A 14,390-nucleotide genomic window follows, 5' to 3' on the forward strand; every position below is an offset into this window, starting at 1 on the left:
AAAATCCTTGCATTTGTGATACCATTTTCTTACTGCTTCATATGAAAATATTTCAAAATCTCTCAGAATTTTGCTGGTTTTTCTGTAGGATAGTCCAGCAAAATATAGAAGAATAGTCAGTGCCTCTATTTTCCAATCTTTTCCTCAAACCATTTTCACTTTATATTTTTCTTAAGTTGACAGTGTCGACATATGGTATCAGAAATTATTAGTTAAATGCTCTTCTTTACATGGCAGAAAAGTTAATTGAAAAGCAAATAAATTATAAAAATTTTTAATGTGTGGAAAAATTTAAGAAATAATTTATGATTACCTTTAAAAATAATTAAATTCTATTGATTTGAGAAGAGGTGAAAGAAATGAGGATATTAGGGAAACACATAATAGCGGAATTCTATGGCGTGGATAAGAAACTGATATCGGAAGAAAGTGTAATCAGGGGGATAGTTGAAAAGATTATTGAGGAAGCAAAAATAGAGAAAATAGGGATTTTAACAAAGCAATTCAACCCTCACGGAGTTACATGTGTTGTATTGATTGCAGAATCGCATATTTCAATTCATACTTGGCCAGAATATGGCTTGGTCAATCTTGATATATTTACTTGTGGTGATAAGGGAAAAAGTGAAATAGCTTTTGAATTATTCATCAAATATCTGAAACCAAAACATTTCAGACATTATATTTTGGATAGGGGATGAAATGGATAGGATAGAATATCAGATAATCTCTTTTTTGAGCAAAGGCACTGCTTCGCCATGGGAAATAATCGCTAATATTGATGCTTCTCTGCCTGAATTTTATAAAAAATTGAATAAATTAAAGGGAGAGGATATAATAGAAATTAATGATGGCAAATTAAAACTTACTCAAAAAGGAAAAAAATTTGCAGAAAAATGGATTGATTTGAAATGTAATGCATGTGATGGTACTGGATATAAATTTTTTTGTGGAATAGAGAAAGAATATAAAAAAATAATGAAAGAACGCCCTCCCGCTTTTGAAAAATATGATCAGGGATATATGGGTGTTGGAGATGTTTTAAGGAGGATATCTTTTATATATGAAAGAGGGGATTTAAAAGGAAAAATATTTGTTATTGGAGATGATGATTTTTTAAGTATAGCATGTGGGCTAACTTTTATTCCAAAAAAAGTTGTTGCAATTGACATAGATGAAAGAATTGTTGAATTCATAAACAGAATAGCAAATGAATATAGTTTGTCAGTGGAAGCATTTATTCAGGATATAAGGAAAGAAAACATTGAATTTTTTAAAAAATTCGATGTATTCGTTACTGACCCTGTAGAAACCCTTCCTGGCATAAAACTATTTCTTTCTAGAGGAGCTTATTCATTGAAAAGAAATGGAGCTGGCTATTTTGGGCTTACAACACTTGAAGCATCCATGAAAAAATGGTATGAAATACAAAAAATGCTTCATGAAATGGGCTTCGTAATAACAGATATAAGAAGAAAATTCAATACATATCCAGCTGAGAAAAAAAATTTTTCATCTTATCAGAATAAGCTTCCTATCTTCAAAAAATTAAAATTAAGGATGGACTGCAACTGGTATAAATCTTCCCTTTATAGAATAGAGGCAGTTAAAAATATAAAGCCATTGATAAAAGGAGATGTTAATCTTGGAAAAGAGCTATACATAGATGATGAAAGCTGGGCTACTCCTAGGTAAATTTTTTTATTACAAGAGGAATTTTTTCTATCATATCAGTCGCAACAATATTTCCCTTTTCCTCATAAGCCATATTTCCTGCCATTCCATTTATGAATGCTGAAATACATGCGGAATAAAACGGTGCAATTTTTTTTGCAAGCATCGCGGCACAAATGCCGGCGAGCGTGTCCCCTGTGCCGCCAACAGTCATTCCCTCATTGTGTATTTTATTCATCTTTAATCTTTTTCCATCGCTTATTATATCAATTGCTCCTTTAGCAAGAATTGTTGCCTCCAATTTTTTTGCCTCCTTTTTTACTATTCTTGACCGTTCTTCAATATCATCTGGCAGATCAATGCCTGTTAATCTTTTAAATTCTCCAGAATGAGGTGTTATTATAACTTTTTGATTGCATTTCTTCCCTTTCAAAACTTCTATTGCATCTGCATCATAAACAAATTTCTTATCATAATTTTCAAAAATAAATTTGCATGCTTCCAAAACTTCCTTCCTTTTTCCCAGTCCCGGCCCAACAACAATTGCATCCGCTTTTTCTATAATATCTTCCACTTCCTTTAACCCTTCAACTGTCAAAAATTCTCCACTAATTTTTCTTACAATAAGATCAGGAGAGAAAGATGCAACCACGCTCCAAACAGATGAAGGACAGCAAACATAAACAAGGTCACATCCCGCTCTGAGCGCTGCCATCCCCGCCAGATACGGGGCGCCAGTATAAGCCCCACCGCCAATAATTGCGACAATGCCATTTTCTCCCTTATGGCTCTCTTTTCTTCTCCTAGGATATAAAATTAGCTCACCAGGTCCAACATATTTTTCAGCTTCTTTAGGTATGTTTATATCTGCAACAACTATTTTTCCGCATTTTTTACTCATGTTTTCTTTTATAAAATGGAATGTTACAGTAAGGTTTGAATTGAGCATTAAATCACTACCAAAACCAGTTGGAACATCAACAGATAAAATAAATTTTCCAGATTTATTCAGAATTTTAACTATCTCACGATATGGCTCACCCAGCTTTCCTTTTATTCCCACTCCAAGCATTGCATCTATTATTGCATCGCTCTTTTCAAGGAGATTAATAAAATTTTCCTTATTGTAATTATAGATTTTGCATTTTGTTTTTGCTTTCCTGAAATTTTTAATTGCAAGATTTGTTCTTGGTCTTTCAACAGCAATTACTTTGCAATTCTTTATATGGCAACATGCCACATATCCATCCCCTCCATTGTTTCCTGGACCACATAAAACCAGCCATCTTTTAAATGGCAATTTTTTTGCTTCATTTGCAACTGCTTTCCCAGCATTTTCCATCAATTGCTCAGCGGACACACCAAAAAATTCGGCATTTTTATCAAGAATTTTTGTTTCCATGTTAATAAGTAAAATTTGATTTAAAAATTATGTGATTTTTTCTTATAGCGAACGAATAAAAATTTTTTACACCTTTTAAATCAGATATTAATACAGGAAGCTTTATTTCCAATGATAAGTAATTTTTTAAAATGTTCTTCCAAATATGGAAATGATTAATATAGCTAAATATTCAAAAGGATTTATTGCAAATGGTCTTTTCTCTGCTTTTGATTGAATAAAAATATTAAATAATTTCACGAGATTTTCCTACATGCCCATTTTTATGAAAAAACTAAAATAATGGAAAAACTTTTTATTTATGGATGAGAAACAAATCCGTCTTGCAATGAAAAGAATGGGAATAGATTTTAAAGAATTTGATGCGGAAAAAATAATCATTGAGACAAAAGATAAAGATTATATTTTTGAAAAAACAACTGTTGGAATAATAGATATGAAGGGGAAAAAAATATATCAGATTAGCGGTGAGCCAAAAATAAGAATGAAGATAAGGGAGGAAGATGTTGAGATGGTCGCAGAAAAAACTGGAAAAAGCAAGGAGGAAGCAAGAAAAGCGCTCGAAGAGACAAAAGGAGATATCGCTCAGGCAATAATCAATTTATCTTCCTAACCATTATATATGCATCTTCTCCATCAAAATAATATTTCTTTATTTCCCCTTTCTTTTTAAAACCCATTTTTTCATAGAATTTTATTGCTCCCTTATTGCTCTTCCTTACTTGAAGAGAAATTTCCCCTTTCATAAATTTAAAAATATGTTCCATCATTTTTTTACCGTAGCCCTTCCCTCTATATTCTGGATGGACAGCAATTGATATTATCATTCCTTTTTCCTCATCACCTATAATATATCCAACAACTTTTCCATTTTCCTCCACAACAAAAAAAAGTTTGTTGATGTATTCATAAAAAAAGTAAGGAGGGTAGGGATACTCAAATGATAAATTTTCTATTTCCCATACATCTCCCAAATCTTCTTCAGTGCATTTTCTTATCACATTCGCTAAACATTTCTACATTTTCAAATTTTCGCAAAAAATATTATACAAAAAATTTTTACATCTCATGAAAGTATATGTTATTGACAATGGCGGGCAATGGACACATTTGGAATGGAGAGCTTTAAGAGATATAGGGGTGAAAGCGGAGATAATTCCAAACACAACCCCCTTTGAAAAAATAGAGGACGCGGATGCAATAGTGCTTTCAGGGGGGGCACCACGCGTCGGCTTGCGGGAAAAACTTGGGAATTGCGATGAATATCTGAAAAGGGCTAAATTTCCTGTATTGGGGATATGTGCGGGGCATCAATATATGGCTAGATTTTTTGGAGGAGAGTGCAGTGAAGCAATCACGCCAGAATATGGGAAAGTGGAAATCGAGATAATAGAGAAGGATGCTATTTTTAAAGGACTACCAGATAAATTTTTTGGATGGGAAAATCACAATGATGAGGTTGTTAAAATGCCAGAAAATTTCTCTCTTCTTGCATCATCAAAATATTGCAAGGTTCAGGCAATGATGCATAACGAAAAACCATTTTTTGGGTTACAATTTCATCCTGAAGTAGAGCATACCCAGTATGGAAGAGAAATTTTCAAAAATTTTATTGAATTGATATGATATCATATTTCCCTAAACCAAATTTTCATCCAATTGCAATCTCTAATTGCAAGCTTAATTGCAAACATTGCATGGGGAAATATTTGGATGGGATGATAAAAATAAAAAATGGACAGGAGCTTTTAAAATTTGGAGAAAAATTTAAAGGATATGGCATGCTCATAAGTGGTGGTTTTGACAGAGAAGGAGGGCTTATAAATTTAGATAAAATGATAGAAGTAATTAAAAAATTGAGAGAAAAATTCTTCATTGCAATTCATCCAGGATTTGTTGATGAAAAAATGGCTAATGAGCTATATGAAGCATGTGATATTGCATTTGTTGATTTACCATCTGATAACGCAATAAAAAATGTTTTAAATATGGAAAAAAGCTCGACTGATTATTTCATGAATATGGCTCGCCTTATTGATGCAGGAATAGAAGTAACTCCCCATATAACAATAGGATTAAACTATGGAAAAGTTGAGGAATGGAAAATAATTGATGATTTAAAAAATTATAAAATCAGGAAAGTTGTTATTAACATCATAATGCCAACTCCTAAAACTCCTTTCGAAAATGTAAAAGTTAAAAAAGATGATGTTTTGAATTTCATAGATTATTCAAAAAATTTTAATTTTTCAATTGGATGCATGCGTCCTAGAAAGTTTGATGTTGATTTAGTAAAACATGGAGTAAAAGAAATTGCGGTTCCATCAAAAAAAGCGATGGAAACGGCTAAGAAAGTAGAAATAAGAAATTTTTGTTGCGGTTTGCAAAAAATTTAAATAGTAAAATTTATTTTACAATTGTAAAAAAAAGTTTACAGGTGAAAAAATGGGGAAAAAAATATTTGTAGTGTTTGTAATGGCAATGATAATAACACCTATAACAGCTTGCTTATCCGAAACAGATGGATGGGAAGGAGATGTTGCACTTATAAAAAATGCAAAATTCAGAGTATATGCAAAAAGCGGAAGAGAATATAAAATAACTCATACAACTGCATTGGGAGCATTAAATGAAGCATCTAAGATTGCTGAATTTAGCTACACAGTTGATGACAGCTGGTATAATCAATATGGCTCATTGCTTGTTGATTCAATATGGGGAATTAAAAATGAAGGAATGAAAGGATGGCAATACTGGGTAAATTATCCAGATGAGCCATTGCCATGGATTGGAGCAGATAAATATGAAGTTAAGGAAAATGATACTGTTGATTGGTTTTATGGAGATTTTTCAAGTAACCCAAGCGATTGCGAATTATTAATAAGAATACATGTTCATTTAGAAATGGATGAGTTGCCACCAAATGTTGAAATAATAAAGCCAAAAGGTGGCTTATATATTTTTGGTAGGCAAGTAATTTCCTTTCCTGGATTTTCTGTTGTTCTTGGGGAAATAAATGTCGAAGCAAATGCAAATGATTTGCAATGCGAGATTGAAAAAGTTGAATTTTATTTAAATAATAACTTAATTCATAAAGATGAAGAAGAGCCCTATGAATGGCTTTTTGATGGGGGAAAGGGAAAATTTAATCTAAAGGCAATTGCATATGACATGGCGGGCAATGAAGGAAGTGATGAAATAGTTTTATTTAAGGTGGTATAAATGGTTAAAAATTTAAATGGGAAAATAATATATGGAAGCATGAAGAAAATAACAATAGCAAGCATACTTGTTTCAGTTGGAGTAATATCAAGAATATTTTTTGGAAAATTTCTTCCGCCTTCGCCAAATTTTTATATTAACTTTTTTGGAATAAAGCAGCCAATTTTTATAGCGGGAGATGTATTCTTTATAGTTGCCTCAATTTCTCTTATTTCTGGAAGGTATCTCCGGGATTATTTCACTTTCTTAGTTCCATTCATGATAATGCTTATAACAGATGTTTTCATAGGAAATAATTTTATATTTCTCTTTACTTGGTCGGGTTTTGCAATTATGGGCGGTATTGGCTATTTACTAAGGAAAAAATCATCTATTGCCTTTTTCTCTTTAAGCATTCCTTCAATAATTCTATACGATTTATGGACAAATTTCGGCTGGTGGCTTGGATATTATGGGGGCAAGATGCAATATTTAGCGCTATGCTATACACTTGCAATACCCTTCATGATATGGCATATAATTTCAACTTCCATAGTTCTTCCTTTATTCATTATTGCTTTTGAAAGAATTGAACTTAGAGAAGATGCAAGGATTTCAAAATATTCAGCAATTCCAATTGCATCCCTTATATTCATAAGTTTATTTTCTTTGCTGTAGAAAAATTAATCGAAAGAGAATGATAGATAATAAAAGCAAAAATCAAAAGAAAATATTTAAAAAGCAGGATTAATTTAACAAAAGTATGTTTATAAAAAAAATAAAAGTAACAAATTTTAAAAGTTTCAACGATTTGGAGGTAAAACTTGGTAAATTCAATGTGTTGATTGGTGCTAACGCTTCTGGAAAATCCAACTTTATTCAGATTTTCAAATTTCTGAAAGACATAGAAAACTGGGGATTAGATGATGCAATATCGCTCCAAGGAGGAATAAAATATCTAAGAAATCTTAAATTGCGCAATAGCAAGAATCTTTCGATAAAATGTGTTTATGGGTATGATAAAAATGAGGGCGGCTCAATAGAAACAAGAGGGAAACGGATAAAATCCTATGAGATAATTTACGAATTTGCATTGGGATTTAAAAAAAAGGGATATGGATTTGAAATCGTCAAAGATGAGTTACACCACAAATTCAAGTTTTTTGAAGAAAAAAAGGGAAGAATAGAAAAGGAGGAAATAGGAGAAGGAGAAGTTATTATTTCTTGTGTTGATGGAAAAATAAACATCTCTTTAGATAAACCAGAGGAAATTCATATAAAAGAAGACGATATACCACTACTACAAATTTTTGACTTTTTTATAGAAAAAAGAGGGTTACCACCCAAGTCTCTTCTTCTTCAGTCTCCGCTTCTGGATCTTTTTTCAAATCTCTCTTTATCTCGTTCGCCGGGATTTTCAAATCTTTTTAAAAAGAACTTTATATACGATTTTGATCCAAAATTATCTAAAGAGGCCATTCCAATTACTGGAAAAAATGATTTAGAAGAAAATGGCAGAAATTTGTCACTTATTCTTAAAAATATACTGGAGGAAAAAATAAAGAGGAAAAAGATCATTAATCTGGTAAAAGATATTCTTCCATTTATAAGTGATCTAGATGTTGAGAGGTTTGCAGGCAAGTCTTTACTCTTTAAATTACAAGAGACGTATTTTACAGAAGATTATTTGCCAGCTTATCTAATTTCTGACGGAACAATAAATATAACTGCTTTAATTCTTGCTCTATATTTTGAGAAGAAACCCTTGGCTATTATTGAGGAACCCGAGCGAAACATCCATCCTTCTCTTCTCGCCAAAATAATAGATATGATGAAAGATGCCTCAGGAAATAAACAAATCATCGTTACAACTCATAATCCTCAAATAGTAAAATACGCAGGTTTAGAAAATATATTACTTGTTTCCCGTGATAAGGAAGGTTTTTCTACAATCTCTAGACCAGCTGATAAAGATGAAGTAAAAAAATTTTTAAAAAATGAGATAGGGTTAGAAGAACTTTATGTGCAAAATTTGCTGGGGTGAGGATAATTACTGACGGTAACAAACTATACATACTTGTAGAGGGACCGGATGATGAGCGATTCTTTGAGCGATTAATACCACTGCTTAGGGAAAAATATAGTGAGATAAAGATAGTGAAATATGCTCAAACTAAGGAAAAAAATATTGATAACTTACTTAAGAGTATAAAAGGAACGGGTGCAAAGTATGTGTATATGGTGGATCTCAACGATTCACCCTGTATAAGAGGGAAGAAAAGTAAAATAAAATGTAAATTAAAAAATATCGATGAAAAAAGAATAATTGTGGTTAGAAGGGAGATAGAAAGTTGGTATATTGCTGGATTAGATAAAGATGGAAGAAAAAGATTAAAGATTAAATGTTCTAGCTCTACAGATAGCATTTCAAAAGAACAATTTAATAATTTAATTCCAAGAAAATTTGCCGATTCCAGAATAAATTTCATGATAGAAATTTTGAATAGTTTTTCTATCTCTGCGGCAAAAAATAATAATACATCCTTCAGTTACTTTTTTAAAAAATTATCCAACTTATAAGATGATCTGAAGATATATTTTTACAGAAAGATTAATTATTGATTGCTTTATTTCAGCATGGATGAATTTACCTATGCAGGGGCGGGTGTCGATATAGATGCTGAAGAGAAAATTGTTGATGAAATTTTAAAAGGAATAGGATTTGAAAAAGACAGGGTTGAAGTAAATGGAATTAAACTTGTTTTATGCACAGATGGAGTTGGAAGCAAGTTGATTGTTGCAGATGAAATGAAAAAATGGGATACGGTTGGCATAGATTGCATTGCAATGAATGTGAATGATGCTCTTGTAATGGGAGCCAAGCCAGTTGCATTTGTCGATTATATAGCATTTGAAAAGTTGAGCATTGAAAAAGCAAGAGAAATTGCAAAAGGGCTAAAGAAAGGAGCAGATGAAGCGGGTGTGCCAATAATAGGAGGGGAAACCGCAAGCTTGGGAGATATAATAAGAGGATTTGATTTAGCTGGAACATGTCTTGGAGTTGTTGAAAAAGAAATACCAAAGGATATAAAGGAAGGGGATCTAATAATAGGAATAAGAAGCAGTGGAATTCATTCAAATGGTTATACTCTTGCAAGAAAAGTTTTTAAGGAGAATGGCTACTCATTTAATGATGAAATTGATGAAATAGGAATAATTGGCCATGCATTGCTTGAGCCAACAAAAATTTATGTTAAACAAATTCTTGCTCTCTGGAAAAATTTTGAAGTAAAGGGAATTGCTCACATAACTGGCGGCGGGCTGAGGAAAATAAAGAGAATTTGTAAGAATGTTCTTTTCAGCATCGAGGAGCCACTAGCTCCACAGCCAATATTCAGGATAATACAAAAGCTTGGGAAAATAAGCGATAAGGAGATGTATCAGACATTCAATATGGGGATGGGAATGGCAATAATAGTTGAAAAAGAAATTGCTGATGATGTAGTTGATTTTTTAAATAAGTATGAAGAAGCAAAAATTGTTGGAAGAGTAAAAAAAGGCGCAGGTGTAGAAGTTCCAAAACTTGGGTTGAGGTATTAATAGCAAAAAATTTTAACACATCACGCTTTACACTCTTATGAAAACAACATTTAGTATAATAAAGGCAGATGTCGGCGGCTCGCCTGGGCATGCAAAGGTTGATTATAGATTAATAAAAAAAGCTGAAGAAATGCTTAAAGATGCAAAGGAAAGTGGAATAATAAAAGATTTTTTTGTTACTAATTGTGGCGATGACCTTGAGCTAATAATGACACATGATAAGGGTGAGGATAATGAAGAAATTCATGGGCTTGCGTGGAATGTTTTTAAATCAGCAAGTGAGATAGCTAAAAAACTTGGTTTTTATGGAGCGGGGCAGGATTTGCTTAAAGACGCATTTTCTGGAAATATAAAAGGACTTGGACCAGGAATTGCAGAAATGGAATTTACTGAAAGAAAATCAGAGCCAATTATTGCTTTTCTGATGGATAAAACAGAGCCAGGAGCATTCAATTTGCCAATATTTAGAATTTTTGCTGATCCTTTTAATACAGCGGGCTTAATCATTGACCCAAATCTTCATTCTGGATTTACATTTGAAATATGGGACATAAAGGAGCATAAAAGAGTTTTTATGAATTTGCCAGAGGAAATGTATGATTTGCTTGCCCTTATTGGAGTAAAATCAAGATTTGTTATAAAGAGGGTTTTTCCAAGAGAAAAATTGCCAAAAGATGAGCCAGTTGCAGTCGTATCAACAGAAAAATTGTATCAGATAGCGGGTGAATATGTTGGAAAGGATGACCCTGTTGCTGCTGTAAGAGCTCAATCTGGCTTACCAGCTGTTGGCGAGGTTCTTGAGCCATTTTCATTTCCTCATCTCGTCTCTGGATGGATGCGAGGCAGCCATAATGGTCCAATAATGCCTGTTCCAATTAAATATGCAAAATGCACTCGCTTTGATGGACCCCCAAGAGTTGTTGCAATCGGCTTCCAGATTAAAAACAGCGAAATAACTGGCTATGAAGATTTGTTTGATGACCCAGCATTTGATTACACCCGCCAGAAAGCAATGGAAATAGCAGAATATATGCGCAGGCATGGCCCCTTTGAGCCGCACCGCCTCCCGCTGGAAGAAATGGAATACACAACTTTTCCAAAAGTTATGGAAAAACTGAAGGATAGATTTGAGGAAATTTAGCCAAGCTTTATTCCAGCGAATGTGAGTAATGTTACGATAAAGCATGCTATGCATATGCCGATAAATATGCATGCTAAGGATTTTTTAAAATCTAACCCAAATAGATAAGCTGCCAAGCTTCCAGTCCATGCTCCAGTAAATGGCAGTGGAATTGCCACAAATATTATCAGCGCCAGCGTTTCCCATTTTTCAATGCTTTTTTCGGTTTTTTTTCTTGTATAACTGTATATTTTATCAAAAAATTTATTCCATAAATTCCATTTCCTAAGCCATTTTTCAACTGGAAAAAGAAATTTTATTATAATGGGCGAGGGAATAAAGTTTGCAAATAATATTAATGGAATTGCAAAAAATAAATTAAGGTTATAGTAGAAAGCAAAAGGTATTGCTCCTCTCAGCTCAGAAAAAGGAGAAAGAGCTAAAGCAGCGACTATAATCCATTTAATTATTTCATCCATTTATCGCCCTCCCCATTCCTTTTTCTCCAACAAATTCAAAATCATCAACTATCTTTTCCCCTCTTAAATAAACATGCATTGGATAAATGCATTTCATTCCTTCATAAGCACTCCATCCACATTTTGATAGCGGTTTAATCTTCTTAACTTTCTTTAAATCTATAACTAAAAAATCAGCGTCATTTCCTACTTTAATTTCTCCCTTTCTTATTCCAAATAGTTTTGCTGGATTCTTGCAAAATGATTTTTCTATTATTTTAAAGCTAATTACTCCTTTTTTTGCAAAATAAAGCAGGATGGGCATAAAAGCATCTACTCCAGGCATTCCAGATGGAGCATCTTCAAAATTTTCCTTTTCCTCAATCAGGTGAGGAGCATGATCTGATTCAAAAATTTTAATCTCGCCTTTTTTAAATTCGTTGAAAAGTTCCTTTCTCTCAATCTCGCTCCTTAGAGGAGGATTTACTTTTCCAAATGCCTCTTTTTTAAATTTATTCTCATATGAAAATAGAAGATGATGCAGGGTTACTCCAAAACTTGCTCTCCTTTTTATAATTTCAATTGATTTTTTTGATGTCACATGGCATATATGAATTTTTGCTCCTATTTTCTCATTTAATTCAATAATTTTTTTAATTGCATTAAGCTCACATTCTAAATTTCTATTCTTTTCATGCTCAATCAAATTTCTAGCTTTTTTTCTTGAAATGCATTCCTCACTTTCAGCATGTATTGCAACAATCTTATTTTTCTTCTTTACTTCAAGAAGTATTTTTTTAATATCCTCGCAAAAAAGTTCATTATCACGAGATAAAAAAAACTTATATGCAATGCAATCCATTTCATTAACTTTTCCTTTTATTCCTCCATATAGAGCAAAATCAACGCATGCCTTCTTGCTAACTCTCCTCCTTTTTTCCTCAAAACTCTTTTTGTTATAAATGGCTGGCTCATTATTTGGCATATCAAAAACACATGTAACGCCCGCAACGCCCGCCGCTTTTGTTCCTGTGAAAAAATCTTCCTTATTTTCTTTTCCTGGCTCTCTGAAATGCACGTGTATATCAATTCCAGATGGAAAAATTAATGCATTGCCATAATCAATTTTATTTCCCCTTACATATTTTTTTATTCCAGCTATTTTTCCATCTTCTATAATTAAGCATGCATTTTTTATTCCATTTTTATATATCTTTCCCGAAACTATCATTAATGTTAAAGCCGATATGCTTAAAAACCATTTCTGCATATAAATCCATGAAAAAATTGATTGTGTTAGGTTTGGTCATCATCATGGCCATTCCAGCGATGGCTGTTGATCCTCTGGTGGATTTTGAATGGTATCCAGCAACCCCCAACTCTGGAGAAGTTGTGCATTTCAACGATACATCGCAGAACCAATCACAGATTATAGAGAGAGTATGGTATTTTGGCGATGGATATGGAGCAACAGCAAAAAATCCTACACATATATATGAAAAGCCAGGAAATTATACGGTAAAGCTTGTCGTTTTATGGAATATAAGCGGTGTGGTTTATGGTTCTTCAAAAGAAAAAACAATAACAGTGCAGAACCGCCCGCCCGTTGCTAATGCTGGCCCAGACCAAATTTTAAATGTGAGAAATGCTACTTTCAATGCTTCTGCAAGCTACGACCCAGATGGAAATATTACTTCATATAACTGGAATTTTGGAGATGGAACAACAGGAAGTGGAATAGTTGTAACACATACATATGCGAGTGATGGAAACTTTACTGTTGTTTTAAATGTTACGGATAATAATGGTTCATATGCAACAGATACTTGCAATATAATAATTGATACTTCTGCTCCTATAACAAATTGCGAGTTAAATGGAACATCTGGAGAAAATGAATGGTATATAAGTGATGTAAATGTTACATTTACTGTAAATGAAACAACAAGTGCGCTAAACAAAACATACTATAGAATTGATGGAGGAAACTGGACAGTTTATAATGGAACTTTCAATATAAGTAGCGAAGGAATACATCTTCTGGAATTTTACTCAACAGATATTGCGGGAAATACTGAGGAAATAAAGAATGTAACCATAAAAATAGATAAAACATCTCCTTCAATAAGCATAATTACGCCAGAAGAAAAGAAGTTTTATGTTTTTGGAAGAAAAATTTTGCCGACGCTTAGAAAAACAATAATAGTTGGAAAAATAACTGTTGAGGTAAATGCAAGCGATAACATAGCCATAAATAATGTAAAATTCTATGTTGATGGAGAGGAAAAATACAATGATAGCAGCGAACCTTATGAATGGAAATGGGGAGGGGCAATTGGAAGCAAAAATTTAACAATTACTGCTTACGATTATGCGGGATTAAATTCATCTGATTCTATAGAAGTAACAATATTCAGTTTATTCAAGCCATGGAGTGAAAATGCTTTGTTAGATGAAAACAAACTCTACTAAAATTTAAAAATTTGAAAATTTTCTTTAATTGGGCCCGTGGGGTAGCTTGGCTTATCCTTGTGGCTTCGGGAGCCATAGACCCGAGTTCAAATCTCGGCGGGCCCATAGGTTGCAATCTTCGCCTATTTTTTCTTTTAATTCCTTTAACCTTTCCTCTAAGAAGGCACTTATGTTTAGCCCCAAATGCCTTGCAAAAGAGAGCAGTTCCTCGCTTTGTATGATGAATTATAATTGAATTAAAATCTATTTAGTTTCCTTAATTATTTATTGTTAATCCTGAGCTTTTTCTAAAAATTTTTAATTTCGAAATACTGAGAATGACGCTTTAAGAACTTGAAAATTTGAAAAATAAGAAATGCTATACAAACTAATAGAATTAGTTAGAAAAAATATTTTTTTCTGGAAAAAGAAAAAGATAGAAATTATGATTGCCATCATTCTTTACTATGCAGGATAATGAAGC

General features: G+C 32.7%; 16 protein-coding genes and 1 tRNA gene. 13 read left to right on the forward strand and 4 right to left on the reverse strand.

Translation table 11 applies throughout. The annotated features are described in order from the left end of the window. Positions 1-359 precede the first annotated feature (359 nt). Together H5T45_03975 and H5T45_03980 are read left to right on the forward strand one after the other, a co-directional pair. Positions 360-701, forward strand: a complete 342-nt coding sequence (locus H5T45_03975; GenBank protein MBC7128873.1) for an S-adenosylmethionine decarboxylase — start codon at positions 360-362, stop codon at positions 699-701. Between the two features lies 1 nt (position 702). Next, a complete protein-coding gene (locus tag H5T45_03980; protein ID MBC7128874.1) occupies positions 703-1,695 on the forward strand; it encodes a bis-aminopropyl spermidine synthase family protein in 993 nt (330 codons plus the stop codon). Here H5T45_03980 and H5T45_03985 read toward each other — a convergent pair. Then, on the reverse strand, positions 1,688-3,076 hold the full coding sequence (locus tag H5T45_03985; GenBank protein ID MBC7128875.1) for an NAD(P)H-hydrate dehydratase: 1,389 nt from the start codon (positions 3,074-3,076) through the stop codon (positions 1,688-1,690). The genes H5T45_03980 and H5T45_03985 overlap by 8 nt on opposite strands. 301 nt (positions 3,077-3,377) lie before the next feature. On the opposite strand from H5T45_03985, the gene H5T45_03990 reads away from it, so the two are divergent. Next, complete coding sequence (locus H5T45_03990; GenBank protein MBC7128876.1) at positions 3,378-3,689, forward strand: nascent polypeptide-associated complex protein; 312 nt, start codon at positions 3,378-3,380, stop codon at positions 3,687-3,689. Here H5T45_03990 and rimI read toward each other — a convergent pair. After that, complete coding sequence (gene rimI, locus H5T45_03995) at positions 3,673-4,077, reverse strand: ribosomal protein S18-alanine N-acetyltransferase (protein MBC7128877.1); 405 nt, start codon at positions 4,075-4,077, stop codon at positions 3,673-3,675. The two genes, H5T45_03990 and rimI, sit on opposite strands and share 17 nt — an antisense overlap. Before the next feature lie 67 nt (positions 4,078-4,144). Between rimI and H5T45_04000 the strand changes: the two genes are divergently transcribed. The 8 genes from H5T45_04000 to H5T45_04035 all read left to right on the forward strand — a co-directional run bounded on the left by H5T45_04000 (position 4,145) and on the right by H5T45_04035 (position 11,018). Beyond that, positions 4,145-4,702, forward strand: coding sequence for a GMP synthase subunit A (locus H5T45_04000; GenBank protein MBC7128878.1), 558 nt, complete (start codon positions 4,145-4,147; stop codon positions 4,700-4,702). 92 nt (positions 4,703-4,794) lie between these two features. Next, positions 4,795-5,472, forward strand: coding sequence for a radical SAM protein (locus H5T45_04005; GenBank protein ID MBC7128879.1), 678 nt, complete (start codon positions 4,795-4,797; stop codon positions 5,470-5,472). Positions 5,473-5,521: 49 nt separating this feature from the next. Next, positions 5,522-6,298, forward strand: a complete 777-nt coding sequence (locus tag H5T45_04010) for a DUF4430 domain-containing protein (GenBank protein ID MBC7128880.1) — start codon at positions 5,522-5,524, stop codon at positions 6,296-6,298. Beyond that, on the forward strand, positions 6,299-6,955 hold the full coding sequence (locus H5T45_04015) for a hypothetical protein (protein MBC7128881.1): 657 nt from the start codon (positions 6,299-6,301) through the stop codon (positions 6,953-6,955). 85 nt (positions 6,956-7,040) lie between these two features. Continuing rightward, the gene (locus tag H5T45_04020) at positions 7,041-8,321 is read left to right on the forward strand and encodes an AAA family ATPase (GenBank protein MBC7128882.1); all 1,281 of its coding nucleotides are present in this window, start codon (positions 7,041-7,043) and stop codon (positions 8,319-8,321) included. A gap of 5 nt (positions 8,322-8,326) precedes the next feature. Further along, complete coding sequence (locus H5T45_04025) at positions 8,327-8,857, forward strand: hypothetical protein (protein MBC7128883.1); 531 nt, start codon at positions 8,327-8,329, stop codon at positions 8,855-8,857. A gap of 57 nt (positions 8,858-8,914) precedes the next feature. Then, on the forward strand, positions 8,915-9,877 hold the full coding sequence (locus H5T45_04030) for a phosphoribosylformylglycinamidine cyclo-ligase (GenBank protein MBC7128884.1): 963 nt from the start codon (positions 8,915-8,917) through the stop codon (positions 9,875-9,877). 37 nt (positions 9,878-9,914) lie between these two features. Beyond that, positions 9,915-11,018 carry a fructose 1,6-bisphosphatase gene (locus H5T45_04035; protein ID MBC7128885.1) on the forward strand — a complete coding sequence of 368 codons (1,104 nt, stop codon included), beginning with the start codon at positions 9,915-9,917 and terminating at the stop codon, positions 11,016-11,018. Here H5T45_04035 and H5T45_04040 read toward each other — a convergent pair. Both H5T45_04040 and H5T45_04045 read right to left on the reverse strand, forming a co-directional pair. After that, entirely contained in the window at positions 11,015-11,476 is a 462-nt protein-coding gene (locus tag H5T45_04040) for a small multi-drug export protein (protein ID MBC7128886.1), read from the reverse strand. The genes H5T45_04035 and H5T45_04040 overlap by 4 nt on opposite strands. Next, complete coding sequence (locus tag H5T45_04045) at positions 11,469-12,686, reverse strand: dihydroorotase family protein (protein ID MBC7128887.1); 1,218 nt, start codon at positions 12,684-12,686, stop codon at positions 11,469-11,471. Before H5T45_04045 ends, H5T45_04040 begins: the two co-directional genes overlap by 8 nt. A gap of 47 nt (positions 12,687-12,733) precedes the next feature. Between H5T45_04045 and H5T45_04050 the strand changes: the two genes are divergently transcribed. Both H5T45_04050 and H5T45_04055 read left to right on the forward strand, forming a co-directional pair. Next, a complete protein-coding gene (locus H5T45_04050) occupies positions 12,734-13,927 on the forward strand; it encodes a PKD domain-containing protein (GenBank protein ID MBC7128888.1) in 1,194 nt (397 codons plus the stop codon). Positions 13,928-13,957: 30 nt separating this feature from the next. Next, positions 13,958-14,032: transfer RNA gene (locus H5T45_04055), tRNA-Pro, on the forward strand. Positions 14,033-14,390: the final 358 nt, after the last annotated feature.

This window comes from Thermoplasmatales archaeon (genome assembly GCA_014361245.1).
Lineage (GTDB): Archaea > Thermoplasmatota > E2 > UBA202 > JdFR-43 > JACIWB01.

What these genes read in the sequence shown, in the direction of transcription:
- H5T45_03975 (MBC7128873.1), top strand. Translation starts at nt 360, where the DNA reads ATGAGGATATTAGGGAAACACATAATAGCGGAATTCTATGGCGTGGAT.
- H5T45_03980 (MBC7128874.1), top strand. Translation starts at nt 703, where the DNA reads ATGGATAGGATAGAATATCAGATAATCTCTTTTTTGAGCAAAGGCACT.
- H5T45_03985 (MBC7128875.1), bottom strand. Translation starts at nt 3,076, where the DNA reads ATGGAAACAAAAATTCTTGATAAAAATGCCGAATTTTTTGGTGTGTCC.
- H5T45_03990 (MBC7128876.1), top strand. Translation starts at nt 3,378, where the DNA reads ATGGATGAGAAACAAATCCGTCTTGCAATGAAAAGAATGGGAATAGAT.
- H5T45_04000 (MBC7128878.1), top strand. Translation starts at nt 4,145, where the DNA reads ATGAAAGTATATGTTATTGACAATGGCGGGCAATGGACACATTTGGAA.
- H5T45_04005 (MBC7128879.1), top strand. Translation starts at nt 4,795, where the DNA reads ATGATAAAAATAAAAAATGGACAGGAGCTTTTAAAATTTGGAGAAAAA.
- H5T45_04010 (MBC7128880.1), top strand. Translation starts at nt 5,522, where the DNA reads ATGGGGAAAAAAATATTTGTAGTGTTTGTAATGGCAATGATAATAACA.
- H5T45_04015 (MBC7128881.1), top strand. Translation starts at nt 6,299, where the DNA reads ATGGTTAAAAATTTAAATGGGAAAATAATATATGGAAGCATGAAGAAA.
- H5T45_04020 (MBC7128882.1), top strand. Translation starts at nt 7,041, where the DNA reads ATGTTTATAAAAAAAATAAAAGTAACAAATTTTAAAAGTTTCAACGAT.
- H5T45_04030 (MBC7128884.1), top strand. Translation starts at nt 8,915, where the DNA reads ATGGATGAATTTACCTATGCAGGGGCGGGTGTCGATATAGATGCTGAA.
- H5T45_04035 (MBC7128885.1), top strand. Translation starts at nt 9,915, where the DNA reads ATGAAAACAACATTTAGTATAATAAAGGCAGATGTCGGCGGCTCGCCT.
- H5T45_04040 (MBC7128886.1), bottom strand. Translation starts at nt 11,476, where the DNA reads ATGGATGAAATAATTAAATGGATTATAGTCGCTGCTTTAGCTCTTTCT.
- H5T45_04045 (MBC7128887.1), bottom strand. Translation starts at nt 12,686, where the DNA reads ATGATAGTTTCGGGAAAGATATATAAAAATGGAATAAAAAATGCATGC.
- H5T45_04050 (MBC7128888.1), top strand. Translation starts at nt 12,734, where the DNA reads ATGAAAAAATTGATTGTGTTAGGTTTGGTCATCATCATGGCCATTCCA.